The 12,716-nt window shown below is 41.2% G+C and carries 13 protein-coding genes; 4 read left to right on the forward strand and 9 right to left on the reverse strand.

What is annotated here, in order from left to right:
- Positions 1–173: 173 nt before the first annotated feature.
- The 5 genes from D8836_RS00395 to D8836_RS00415 all read right to left on the reverse strand — a co-directional run bounded on the left by D8836_RS00395 (position 174) and on the right by D8836_RS00415 (position 4,419).
- Entirely contained in the window at positions 174–1,238 is a 1,065-nt protein-coding gene (locus D8836_RS00395; RefSeq protein WP_125392837.1) for a DUF6574 domain-containing protein, read from the reverse strand.
- Between the two features lie 62 nt (positions 1,239–1,300).
- Positions 1,301–2,215: a DUF4097 family beta strand repeat-containing protein gene (locus D8836_RS00400; protein WP_125392838.1), complete on the reverse strand. Its 915-nt coding sequence runs from the start codon at positions 2,213–2,215 to the stop codon at positions 1,301–1,303.
- Entirely contained in the window at positions 2,208–2,801 is a 594-nt protein-coding gene (locus D8836_RS00405) for a DUF1700 domain-containing protein (RefSeq protein WP_084887752.1), read from the reverse strand. The genes D8836_RS00400 and D8836_RS00405 overlap by 8 nt, the downstream gene beginning before the upstream one ends.
- Positions 2,788–3,114, reverse strand: a complete 327-nt coding sequence (locus tag D8836_RS00410; protein WP_000273858.1) for a PadR family transcriptional regulator — start codon at positions 3,112–3,114, stop codon at positions 2,788–2,790. The genes D8836_RS00405 and D8836_RS00410 overlap by 14 nt, the downstream gene beginning before the upstream one ends.
- A 138-nt stretch (positions 3,115–3,252) precedes the next feature.
- Entirely contained in the window at positions 3,253–4,419 is a 1,167-nt protein-coding gene (locus D8836_RS00415; protein WP_049543180.1) for a CynX/NimT family MFS transporter, read from the reverse strand.
- A 154-nt stretch (positions 4,420–4,573) separates the two neighbouring features.
- Here D8836_RS00415 and D8836_RS00420 point away from each other — a divergent pair, with 154 nt between their 5' ends.
- Positions 4,574–5,404 carry a glycosyltransferase gene (locus D8836_RS00420; protein ID WP_125392839.1) on the forward strand — a complete coding sequence of 277 codons (831 nt, stop codon included), beginning with the start codon at positions 4,574–4,576 and terminating at the stop codon, positions 5,402–5,404.
- 191 nt (positions 5,405–5,595) lie between these two features.
- On the forward strand, positions 5,596–7,446 hold the full coding sequence (locus D8836_RS00425; RefSeq protein ID WP_125392840.1) for a polysaccharide biosynthesis protein: 1,851 nt from the start codon (positions 5,596–5,598) through the stop codon (positions 7,444–7,446).
- Between the two features lie 219 nt (positions 7,447–7,665).
- Here the strand turns inward: D8836_RS00425 and D8836_RS00435 are convergent, their stop codons facing one another.
- The 3 genes from D8836_RS00435 to sdaAB are packed head-to-tail and all read right to left on the reverse strand — an operon-like array spanning position 7,666 to position 9,872.
- Complete coding sequence (locus D8836_RS00435; protein WP_125392841.1) at positions 7,666–8,298, reverse strand: HAD hydrolase-like protein; 633 nt, start codon at positions 8,296–8,298, stop codon at positions 7,666–7,668.
- A gap of 21 nt (positions 8,299–8,319) precedes the next feature.
- On the reverse strand, positions 8,320–9,192 hold the full coding sequence (sdaAA, locus tag D8836_RS00440) for an L-serine ammonia-lyase, iron-sulfur-dependent, subunit alpha (protein ID WP_125392842.1): 873 nt from the start codon (positions 9,190–9,192) through the stop codon (positions 8,320–8,322).
- An 8-nt stretch (positions 9,193–9,200) separates the two neighbouring features.
- Complete coding sequence (gene sdaAB, locus D8836_RS00445; protein ID WP_125392843.1) at positions 9,201–9,872, reverse strand: L-serine ammonia-lyase, iron-sulfur-dependent subunit beta; 672 nt, start codon at positions 9,870–9,872, stop codon at positions 9,201–9,203.
- A gap of 239 nt (positions 9,873–10,111) precedes the next feature.
- Here sdaAB and apf point away from each other — a divergent pair, with 239 nt between their 5' ends.
- Complete coding sequence (gene apf / locus D8836_RS00450; protein ID WP_125392844.1) at positions 10,112–10,762, forward strand: aggregation-promoting factor; 651 nt, start codon at positions 10,112–10,114, stop codon at positions 10,760–10,762.
- 51 nt (positions 10,763–10,813) lie between these two features.
- Here apf and D8836_RS00455 read toward each other — a convergent pair whose 3' ends face one another.
- Entirely contained in the window at positions 10,814–11,677 is an 864-nt protein-coding gene (locus tag D8836_RS00455; protein WP_084930619.1) for a helix-turn-helix domain-containing protein, read from the reverse strand.
- Positions 11,678–12,010: 333 nt separating this feature from the next.
- Between D8836_RS00455 and D8836_RS00460 the strand changes: the two genes are divergently transcribed.
- Entirely contained in the window at positions 12,011–12,598 is a 588-nt protein-coding gene (locus D8836_RS00460) for a hypothetical protein (RefSeq protein ID WP_001108834.1), read from the forward strand.
- Positions 12,599–12,716: the final 118 nt, after the last annotated feature.

The following is a 12,716-nucleotide window of genomic DNA, read 5'->3' on the forward strand; positions in this document are numbered from 1 at the left end:
ATTTGGAATAACGAACTTCATAGCAACGTTATCATACTACTGAACTCTAGGAATAAAACCCATCCTAGGACAAAGATTTTAAAGCATTAGCACAAGAAGAGTAAATCAGAAGCAGGTCAATCGACTTGCTTTTTGGTATAGAAAAATCCTGCCATGGATGACAGGATTGAATCTTAAAGAAAGGCTAAGATACGAAGATAATCTCCAATCAGTGCCACTTCAGCTACAAAGAAGAGGAGGATAATGACTCCGTTCACAAGGACAGACAAGAATAATTGATAGAAGGAGTCGGTTTCACTTGCTTGACTTGGCCTTGTAATGATATGGAGACTAGCAAGCAGAATGATTCCAATGCTAATCACACACAAGAGGGCTGTAAATCGCAGGCTATCAAAGAAGGCAAAGAAACTAGCAATAGCAGTGAGGAAGATTGGAATTGCCAAGAGTTGACTATATTGTTGGAGAACCTTTTCTAGCGTCCAGTCCTTTTCTTGGTAGATAAATCGTCTCACGACGAAACTACCCAAGAGGAATGAAAAGAAGAAGAGTGTTGTTGCTACTAGGATAGAGATAATCGAAAAGAGATTCAATGAAGCAAATTGTTCAGGGAAGTGATTATGCATAGTTGCTATATGTCCATAGTAAGCATGTTTGATGTGGTAGATACTAAAGAAAAAGGAAGATGCAGAAAACAGAATGAGCAAGAGAAAGGCTGTGTAACTGTGTGTGCTACTTGTTTCAAGCTTGCTTGTAGGAGATTTGAGAGCCTCCACTAGCCAAGACCAAAAATCAAGCACTTGCTCTTTCCATTTATCCGTAGATTTTGGAGCTTGGTCGGGGATATAGGGACTTTCTAAGGATTGACTGAGAAGAAGGGGCTCTTTCGTGGTTGGTTTTTGCTGCGGAAGTGCTTCTTGACTCTCTTCAGCTTTAGTGACTTTTTCTGTTTCCCCAGAAAGATCTTGCTCTTCTTCAGTAGAATCTAATGCTTTCTTTTCTTCTATTTCTGTTCTTGATTCACTGTCTTCAGGCGTTTCAATTTTCTCTTCTTGCTGGCTTTCCAGTTCGACTTTAGCTTGAGAGACTTCCTCCTCTACTTGAGTATTTTTTTCAATTGGTGTATCAAGATCGGCTATCGTTTCTTCAGCCTTGTCTGCAACCTCTTGGGCTTGTTCATCAGGTTTGTTCTTGCTTGTTGTTTTTACAAAATCATTACTTTCAAACCATTCTTGTTTCATGGTAGAACCTCCTTTTTAGTTAGATAAATATGCTTCCATAGTAGCGGATGTAAGCGCTTTTGTCAACGTCTGTTTGGTATGGATATTAGCTCAATATTATTATCAGCTCTAGCAATGAGTTGATCCTTGACATCGGTTTTTTCAGTTTTGTAAGGGTTGCTTAATTCCGTACCTCTTGATTTAGGCTCTTCTCTTGTGAATTGGAAGATAGAACCATAGTTACTTGAGATGTCCCAGTTAATTCGTTGGTTCTCTTTCTGGTCTAGGATGATTCTGAGATACTTTTTAGCAGTCAGTTCAACCTTACCATGGACTTGGATATTTTCAGCGTGGAAGTGCTTATCTGTTGACTCTAGCTGACTATCTGTAAGGTCTGTATCAAAGATATTAATGATATTAGGGGTTGTGAGTTTACTGTTTTTGATACGACTTCCTTCAATTCGGAGGAGATAGCCATTATTGGTATTGATGGTCGCATTTTCAAGACTAGCATTAGTGATACTAGTTTGTCCACGATTGGCTGACACGTTGATTCCTTTTAGAGTTCTCCCTTTTGGAAGTTGGAGAATAACTTCTTCAAAACGACGAGAGTAGCTACTTGCGATATGGAGAATCCCGCCAATTCCAGAAGAGAGAAATGGACTTTCAGACAGTTTCTTATCAGTGAGGCTCAGCGTTTTATCGTTTTGATTTGTGACAAGATCATGGTGAGCAGAAATAGATGGATGGTAAGAAATGTGGATTTGATCATCGAAAGAGTCTGTGATGATCAGTGCGTGTTGGTGGAGCGTGATCTCTAGGTTTTCGACTTCCTTGCCAAAGGTCAGCTCTTCCATCCGACTATCATAGACAGGTTCCTTGGACATGGCAAGTAGGCTCTTGATTCCGTCAGATTGGATGCCTACAAAGAGCAGGATAAATCCGATAACGGTAGTCACCACACCAAAAATGAGAAATCCTTTTGTCAATTTACGCATGCTGGTCACCTCTCTTTCCTTTTTTGAGAACAAATTGCACCAGGCGAACAATGAGTAGGCCGAAGAAGCGAGCTACATAGGAAATACCTAATAAAACCAGCGAAGAAGCACCGATAGCTAGTAAACCAGAACCGAAAATCAAGATAAAGGCTGATTTAGCTTGGTCTAGGACAGTAAAACTTTCAACTAAAAATAGGAATCCGCCGATGATACCAAGTATGGAAACCGCAAAGAAAGCCAAGATGACAGTCAAGGCTGCCACAAGGATTGCGAACAGGGACACGAGGATGGCGATTCCCAGAGGAATACCGATGGGTGCCGCAAGGAGAGCTAACAAGGCGATATGCAAAATTTGTCGGTTATTCTTTTGAGCGGGTGCTTCATTGATTTTTTTATCGAGAAGATTGGAGAGAACTTCGTGGGCCGCTTCTTTGGGAGTTCCCAAGCTAGCGATGAGTTCTTCTTCTCCTTCGACTCCAGCATCGTCAAAGAGTTCCCTGAAATAGTCCATGGCTTCAATTTGGTCAGCCTGAGGCAGTTTTTTGAGATAGAGTTCTAGCTGAGTCAGGTATTCAGTTCTTGTCATGGCGGATACTCCCTTCTATGATGCCATTAATGGTGTCTGTATAGAGTGCCCATTCATCTTTCAGGGTCACGAGCTGTTCTATACCACCATTTGTCAAGGAGTAGTATTTGCGCATGCGACCTTGGAACTCTCTAGAATAGGTTGTCAGAAAGCTATTGCCTTCCAATTTTTTGAGAATGGGATAGAGCGTAGATTCTTTGATGTTAGCGATAAGCTTAATGGTCTGGCTAATCTCATAACCATAAGAATCATCCTGCTCCAGTACGGCCAAGATGAGAAATTCAATCAAGGCAGAGGATGTTGGAAAGTACATGGGAAACCTCCTTTTCTAATGTGTAAGATTTTTATATATAATTTTTCTACACATACATTGTACATCTAAATGAAAGCCCTGTCAAGAGAAATGTGTAAAATTTTTATATATAAAAAACTTCTAGCCAAAACTAGAAGTTTAAAGGATTTTATCAGCTCTGTCCACTGTAAAGAGGGCCACAGTCATCAGGATATCGACGAGTAAGAGGGCAGCTACAGCTGGCACCCAAGAGTGGAAAAGGTCAAAACTGTAACCAAAGAGGGTTGGCCCAAAGGCTGCTAGGATATAGCCTCCTGTTTGAGATAAACCAGACAATTGGGCAGTCTTTTCAGGGGCGCTTGTCTTGAGTGAAAAGTTGACCATGAGATAGGGGAAGAGGGCGCTGGTTGCGGTTCCGATGAGGAGATGGATGGCAAGCCAGTAAAAGAAATTACCGATTGGGAAAAAGAGCATGGAAATGCCGACCACACCAGCTAGTGAAACCAGAGCGAGCATGAGCTGACGGTTGCGAGTAGACAAGCTGGTTGTCAGGCTTGGGATGGTCATTGAAAAAGGAATGCTAATCAGAGAGAAGATAGAAGTCAGCAAGCCAGCTTCGTGACTGGATAGGCCTGCATGGATAGCCATGGTAGGTAGCCAGGTCATAGCTGTGTAAAAGAGCAAGGATTGAAAACCTGCAAAGACAATAACTGCCCAGACCTGTTTATTACGCATGACCTTTGCTTTGCTTTTTTGTTTGGTTTGTGGAGCCAGTCTGTGATTATAGCGGTGATTAGGTAGCCAGACCAAAAAAGTTGCAAGGCAGAGCAGGGTGAGGAGGATGATAAGTCCTTTCCAAGAACTGGCTTGTGTAATAGGCACAGCCAGATAGGAGGCCAGAGCCGTTGCAATCCCCATAGAGGTTACATATAAGGTGGTCAGAAAACCAATCTTCTTTGGTTGATTGGCTTGGATAAGACTAGGAAGCAGCACATTGATGACTGCGATACTTGCCCCCACCATCAAGGTTCCTAGATAGAGCAGGGGCAGATTGATTAGTCGAATGAGAGAACCGATAGTCAAGAAGAAGAGGCTGTAGGTGAAGAGATGCTCCAAGCCGATTTTTTGAGCCAGTCGGGTAGAAAATAGTGAGAAGAGGGTAAACATGAGGAGGGGAAGGCTGGTCAAGACACCAAGCGAACTAACTTCTACTCCCAGTCCTTGAGAAATATCTCCCAAAATAATGGGTAAAACAGTAAAAGGAGTCCGCAAGGAAACACCAATCAGGATAATACCTGGAACAAAAAAGAGTGATTGCTTTTTCATATAATACCTCTTCTAGCTGATTTTAATAACAGCTTATTTTAAGGTTTTTTCCTTATAATGTCAAGTAAGGTTTTGGGCTTTCAAGATAAAAATGGGAAAGTCTTGAAAATTATGATAAAATAGTGGAAGGAAATCTATACATTGGAGAAAAACTGTGTCTGAAAAGCAAAAAATCAGCGTATTGATGTCGGTCTATATCAAGGAAAATCCGACATTTTTAAAGGATGCTATTGAGAGTGTTCAAAATCAGACCCTGAAACCGAGCGAGTTGGTTCTGGTTGAGGATGGGCCTTTGACACCTGAGCTCTATCAGGTATTAGACCAGCTTGAAGCTGAGTCTGATATTCCAGTGAAACGCTATCCTCTTGAGCAGAATCAAGGTTTGGGTCTGGCTCTTCGACAGGGTGTTTTGCAGTGTCAGTACGATATCATCGCTCGTATGGATACAGATGATATAGCTGTTCCAGACCGTTTTGAGAAACAGGTTCAGCTAATGGAGAAGGACAAGCTCGACCTATTAGGTGGACATATTGCAGAGTTTGTTGACAATCCTGATGAGATCGTTTCTTACCGTCGTGTTCCAACCCAGCATGCAGATATTGTAGCTTATCAAAGGATGAGAAGTGCCTTTAACCACATGACTGTCATGTTCAAGAAGGACATGGTTCTCAAGGCAGGCAACTATGAGGATGGCCTTTATATGGAGGATGACCTCCTCTGGCTCAATATGATTGCTGCAGGAGCTAAGACTGGAAATCTGGATCAAATCTTGTGTCAGGTTCGTGTTGGAGCAGGAATGTTTGAGCGTCGTGGGGGACTGCGTTACCTCAAACTCTATCGTCAAGCTCGTCAGCGCATGCTGAAGAGAGGGCAAATTTCTTACATGGAGTATGCCAAGAGTGTTGCCATTCAGATGATTGTTGCCCTTTGTCCCGGATTTGTCCGACAGTTTATTTTTATGAAACTGTTACGAAAAAGCAAGTAAAAGATTGTAGCAAATCATAAACTTTAGAAAAAGTGTTATAATAACAATATAATGCTCTTCGAAAATCAAATTCAAACCGCGTCAACGTCGCCTTGCCGTACTCAAGTACAGCCTGCGGCTAGTTTCCTAGTTTGCTCTTTGATTTTCATTGAGTATAATCATCCAGCTCTTTTAAGGAGGAGTAAATTTCTATGAATAAAAAACTCACAGATTATGTGATTGATCTGGTGGAAATTTTAAATAAACAACAAAAACAGGTTTTCTGGGGAATATTTGATATTTTGAGTATGGTGGTTTCCATCATTGTATCTTATATTTTATTCTACGGATTGATTAATCCAGCACCTGTTGACTACATTATCTATACGAGTTTGGCCTTCCTGTTCTATCAATTGATGATTGGATTTTGGGGGCTGAACGCTAGTATTAGTCGTTACAGCAAGATTACGGATTTCATGAAAATCTTTTTTGGTGTGACTGCTAGCAGTATCTTGTCATATAGTATCTGCTATGCCTTCTTGCCACTTTTTTCAATCCGTTTCATCATTCTCTTTATCTTGTTGAGTACTTTCTTGATTTTATTGCCACGGATTACTTGGCAGTTAATCTACTCTAAACGCAAAAAGGGAAGTGGTGATGGAGAACACCGTCGAACCTTCTTGATTGGTGCCGGTGATGGTGGAGCTCTCTTTATGGATAGTTACCAACATCCAACTAGTGAATTAGAACTTGTCGGTATTTTGGACAAGGATTCTAAGAAAAAGGGCCAAAAACTTGGTGGAATCCCTGTTTTGGGTTCATATGATGATCTGCCTGAATTAGCCAAACGCCATCAAATCGAGCGTGTTATCGTTGCGATTCCGTCGCTTGACCCGTCAGAATATGAACGTATCTTGCAGATGTGTAATAAGCTGGGAGTCAAATGTTACAAGATGCCTAAAGTTGAAACAGTTGTTCAGGGACTTCACCAAGCAGCTACTGGGTTCCAAAAAATTGATATTACGGACCTTTTAGGTCGTCAGGAAATTCGTCTTGACGAATCGCGTCTGGGAGCAGAACTTACTGGAAAAACAATCTTGGTTACAGGTGCTGGTGGCTCAATCGGTTCTGAAATCTGTCGCCAAGTTAGTCGTTTCAATCCTGAACGCATCGTTTTGCTCGGTCATGGGGAAAATTCAATCTACCTTGTTTATCATGAATTGATTCGTAAATTCCAAGGGATTGATTATGTACCTGTGATTGCGGACATTCAAGACTATGATCGTTTGTTGCAAGTCTTTGAGCAGTATAAGCCAGCTATTGTTTATCATGCGGCTGCCCACAAACACGTTCCTATGATGGAGCGCAATCCAAAAGAAGCCTTCAAAAACAATATCCGTGGAACCTACAATGTTGCTAAGGCTGTTGATGAAGCCAAAGTACCTAAGATGGTTATGATTTCGACGGATAAGGCGGTTAATCCACCAAATGTTATGGGAGCAACCAAGCGCGTGGCGGAGTTGATTGTCACTGGTTTTAACCAACGTAGCCAATCAACCTACTGTGCAGTTCGTTTTGGGAATGTTCTTGGTAGCCGTGGTAGTGTCATTCCAGTCTTTGAACGCCAGATTGCTGAAGGTGGTCCTGTAACGGTGACAGACTTCCGCATGACCCGTTACTTTATGACTATTCCAGAAGCTAGCCGTCTGGTTATCCATGCTGGTGCCTATGCCAAGGACGGAGAAGTTTTTATCCTTGATATGGGCAAACCAGTCAAGATTTATGACTTGGCCAAGAAAATGGTCCTTCTAAGTGGCCACACCGAAAGTGAAATTCCAATCGTTGAAGTTGGAATCCGCCCAGGTGAAAAACTCTACGAAGAACTCTTGGTATCAACCGAACTCGTTGACAATCAGGTTATGGATAAGATTTTCGTTGGTAAGGTTAATGTCATGCCTCTAGAAGCTATCGACCAAAAAATTGAAGAGTTCCGCACTCTTAGTGGAGATGAGTTGAAGCAAGCCATTATCGCCTTTGCCAATCAAACTACCCACGTTGAATAAAAAAGAAAAACGCATAGTATCAAGGTTCTTCTGAAGAACCTTGGTAATATGCGTTTTGTTATGTATAGATTTATACTCAATGAAAATCAAAGAGCAAACTAGGAAGCTAGCCGCAGGCTGTACTTGAGTACGGCAAGGCAACGCTGACGTGGTTTGAATTTGATTTTTGAAGAGTATTACTTCATTTTCTTCTGAAATGGGGTTGTCGCCCAGTCTATGTTATTGAAAATACTCCAAAACTTCTATGGGTTTGTGGGCGATAAAATCAGGATGATAGTTTAGCAAGTCTGCTTGTTCTCCAAATCCCCAAGTGACGGCCAATTTCTGAATGCCTGTTTCTTGGGCTCCAAGCATATCAAACTTGGTATCACCGATGATGATGGCTTGTTCTGGTGCTAGTTGATGTGTTTGTAAGGCTTGGCGAATGACATCTGCCTTATGGGGTGCTTCAGGGCTGGAACCATAAATGCCATCAAAGAAATGATAGATTCCCAAGTTTTTAGTCATGTCTTGAGCGGTTGGAGTATTCTTTGTAGTGGTGATATAAAGAGGGTAATTGCTCGATAACTTCTCAAGCAAGCCTACAATATGAGGGAAGAGCTGAGCTTCATGGATGCCTTTCTCCTTATAGTACGAACGGTATATCTGCACGGCTTCAGAAATTTGTTCTTTGGGAAGGCAGGTCGCAAAACTACTTTCGAGAGGTGGTCCCATAAAACCACGAATAGTTTCGGCATCAGGACTAGGCACCCCCAGTTCCTTAAAAGTATGGGTAAAGGCATTGTGAATCCCGATAGAACTGTCAACGAGGGTTCCATCCAGATCGAAAAAAATCGCTGTGATAGAGGTCATGGTTTCTCCTATTTGATAAACTTATTCTCCGAAAATTTCTTTTTGGAGGCGACGACCAGTTGGGGTGGCAGCGAGTCCACCTTCAGCTGTTTCACGGAAGGCAGTTGGCATGCTTGCTCCTACTTGGTACATGGCATCGATAACTTCATCCACAGGAATTTTAGATTCGATACCTGCCAAGGCCATGTCTGCTGCGATGAAGGCAAAGCTAGCTCCCATGGCATTACGTTTAACACAGGGAACTTCAACCAAGCCGGCAACAGGGTCACAGATGAGGCCTAGCATATTTTTAATGACAAAGGCAATGGCCTGACTGGCCTGATAAGGTGTTCCACCGGCAGCTAGAGTCAAGGCTGCAGCACTCATAGCAGAGGCCGAACCAACCTCGGCCTGACAGCCACCTTCAGCACCTGAGATAGAGGCATTGTTTGCGATGACTAGTCCAAAGGCACCGGCAGCAAAGAGGAAATCCAGCTGTTGCTCGTGGCTGAGGTCTAATTTTTCAATAGCAGCAGTGAGAACGGAAGGCAGACAGCCAGCACTTCCTGCGGTCGGAGTGGCACAAACCAAGCCCATTTTGGCATTGTGTTCATTGACTGCGATGGCATTTCGGGCAGCAGAGAGAATCGTGTAATCTGACAGAGTTTTTCCGTTTTTGATGTAGTGATCCAATTTGGCAGCATCTCTACCTGTCAGGCCACTACGAGATTTATTTTCATTGAGGCCAAGTTGGACAGAGGCTTTCATGACTTCCAGATTGCGTTCCATGAGAAGGAGAACCTCTTCACGTTCACGACCTGTCAATTCAAACTCCGTTGTAATCATGAGTTCTGCGACATTTCCTTGAAAGTCCAGTTCTGCCTGCTCAACCAATTCTTTGATAGAATAAAACATGCTTCCTCCTATTTAAAGAAATTGACATTGTGGAGATGAGGGATTTTTCGAATTTCTTCGATGGCCTCATCACAGCTGCGACTGTCAACTTCGATAATCATAATGGCTTTTTCACCAGCTTTTTCACGAGTAACATTCATCTGGGCGATATTGATACCATAGCGTGAAAGAGCCTCTGTTACGAGGGCAATCATACCTGGAATATCTTGATGAACAATGATGATAGTCGGTGTATTCATATTGAGAGAGACGGCAAAGCCATTGAGTTCGGTTACCTGAATATTCCCTCCCCCGATAGAAATACCAGTCACACTGATAGTCTTATGGGCATTTTTGACGGTAATTTTAGTGGTGTTTGGGTGAGGGGCATTACTGTCTTTCTGAATGGTCCAGACTATCTTAATACCGCGCTTGTGGGCAATCTCCAGACTGTTTGGAATTTCAGGATCGTCTGTATCCATGCCCAAAATACCAGCAACAAGGGCTAGGTCTGTTCCGTGACCACGATAGGTCTTGGCAAATGAGTTAAAAAGTTGGAATTCGACTTCTGTCGGAGTATCATCAAAAATGGAAGAGACAATCTTCCCAATGCGAACAGCACCAGCGGTATGACTACTAGATGGGCCAATCATAACTGGTCCGATGATATCAAAGACAGATTGAAAACGAAGTGATTTCATCAGTTTCCCCTTATAAAAATTCTTATCCCTATTATATCAAAGAATGAGGGGCTTGACTTTAATTGTGGATGAAAACCTTTTTAATGCCACAAACAGCATAAAATAGCGACTTTTATGACAAAAATGGCTTATTTAGGGAAATAAAAAATAATTTTGTAATATTTCTACATAAAAGTGTTAAGAAATAGTAATATTTAAAGGGTATGATAGAACTATAGAAAGAAGGAGAATTTTCAAATATGAAATCAACAACTAAAAAGATTAAAACAACTCTTGCAGGAGTAGCTGCCTTGTTTGCAGTATTTGCTCCATCATTTGTATCTGCTCAAGAATCATCAACTTACACTGTTAAAGAAGGTGATACACTTTCAGAAATCGCTGAAACTCACAACACAACTGTTGAGAAATTGGCAGAAAACAACCACATCGACAATATTCATTTGATTTATGTTGGTCAAGAGTTGGTTATCGATGGTCCTGTAGCGCCTGTTGCAACACCAGCGCCAGCTACTTATGCAGCACCAGCTGCTCAAGATGAAACTGTTTCAGCTCCAGTAGCAGAAACTACAGAAGTAGTAGAAGAAGCAGCACCAGCTGCAAGCGCTCCTGTAGCAGAGGAAACTGTTGCTACAACAGAAACTTCAGCACCAGCTGCAACTGTCAGCGGATCTGAAGCAGAAGCTAAAGAATGGATTGCACAAAAAGAATCAGGTGGTAGCTATACAGCTACAAACGGCCAATACATTGGACGTTACCAATTGACAGATTCATACTTGAACGGTGACTACTCAGCTGCTAACCAAGAACGTGTAGCAGATGCTTACGTTGCAGGACGTTACGGTTCATGGTCAGCTGCTAAAAACTTCTGGCTTAACAATGGCTGGTATTAAGAAATAACGAACAGAATAATATGAAAAGGTCGAGGAAATCCCTCGACTTTTTTATATTTCTTTCGGTTGATAATAGGTCTCCACTTCTTTTTTGAGAAAGGCTAGAATGGACGTTTCATCGGTCAGCTCCAGAAGGGAGAACCCTTTTTGGATAAGTTTAGCATCATCCCTACAAATCCCAATACGGACATAGCAGATAGCAAGCATATCGCAGCTTTTCTTGTTCTTGGCATCCTCTAGTAAAGTATAGCAGATTTGTTGACACATGTTTTTGTCTTGATGGTATAAGTAAATGGTGGAAAGGTTGAGTAGGATTGCCATTCGCAAGTCATGTAAATGTTGATAGTTTTTATAGACTTCTAAGCGTTGCAAGATTTTTCCAGTGATGAGATGGAGGTGTTCAATAGGAAAGCTGAAAAGGATGGTATTGAGGATTTTTAGGTCGCTTTCATACCATGTATCTTGTTTTTCAATTTTTTCCCAAAGTTTTTTGACAGTTTGTTTCACTTGGTCTGACAGTTGCTCTGTACCATGTTGACGGATATGAATGACAACTTCAAGCATATCCCTGATTTCTTCTATAGGCAGGTCGTGATGGGTCTTGAGATAGTTTTGGCATGTTTCAAAAAAATGAACTAGACCACTGCCACCAATGATGGAATTCATATTGAGATAAGTTTGCATGATTTCTGTCCGTTGGCTCGGCTGATAGATATGGCAGATGTAGTCAAACTCTTCAAAACTCATATTAATCTGTCGGAGAAGAAATTCCATGTTTTCATATTTGGGAGTTACCTTGCCACTTTCAATCTTTGATAGACTAGTTCTTGAAAGGACATCTCCGCAGACCTCTTCTTGGGTTAAGCCTTTTGACTCACGTATTTCTTTATAGACCTTTCCGAAATCATAACGCATGATTGACTCCTTTTCGTGAAAAAAGTTAACAAATAATAAAATCCTATTAAAAATATTGTATCATAGTAATATAAAAAGTAGAAAATAAAACTAAAATAAGTTTGTGGAAAAGCTTGGTGTAATTTTAAAATGGGCTTAATAGTACTATGATGTAGCTAGAAAAGGGGTGGAAAAATGTTTAAAAATAAGGAGCTTTTTCGAGTAGTCATGATATTTGTGATAGGAACTATCCTCATTTTAATGACACCAGTCTTATTTAAAGTTGTTATGGAACTATTTTCAAAATAGATAGGCCTCTGTTTTAGGCAGAGGCGTGAATCAGGAGGTTAAGTGATGAACTACAATGTAAAATATCTCTTATCAGGAATATTTATTATAGTCTTTATAGGTTTTCTAGTCTGGATGCGTTATTTTAATCAGAAGAAGGAAGAAGAGCATTCGGATGTGTCTTTTGAAGCGAGGTTAGATAGTGAGGTCAAGACCTTATATAAACAACTAGGATTGGGTGAGGAGCCTCATTATTTCTTAGCGTATCGCTACCTACATCCTTGGTTCAACTTGGCGATTTTACCACCAACAGTTGAAATTTTCTTAACTAAAATAGCGCTGGTGATGGTAACTCCAGATGAACTACTAATAAGAAATCTTGGGAATGGGATGACTTTCACAAGTGAGCATCATCGTGATTTGCGGCAAGGACTTATCCGCATTCCAAAATCAGAGATGAAAGAATTTGAGATTCGCAACTGGAAAAGAGTTTTTATATTTGGCGATTTTTTGACAATTAAAACAAGCCAACATAGCTATTATTTGCAGGTTAGAGATGATGGACTTCAAAAGGGAAGTCTCTCTACCAAACATTTCTCAGACTTGAAACGACAAGATTTTCTAGGATTATTGACAGATAAAAGAACATTCTGATTGACAATTGCCCAAAAAACTAACCTCTAAATATTCAAAAGCCACGCAGTGTTTGCAGCCTTGAACACAATTAAGCTGAGAGAATCACTATGTGGTTTTATTGGAAAGTTAGTTTTTC

Origin of the sequence: Streptococcus mitis (assembly GCF_003942995.1) — a bacterium.
In the GTDB taxonomy this organism is placed as follows: Bacteria; Bacillota; Bacilli; order Lactobacillales; family Streptococcaceae; genus Streptococcus; species Streptococcus mitis_CV.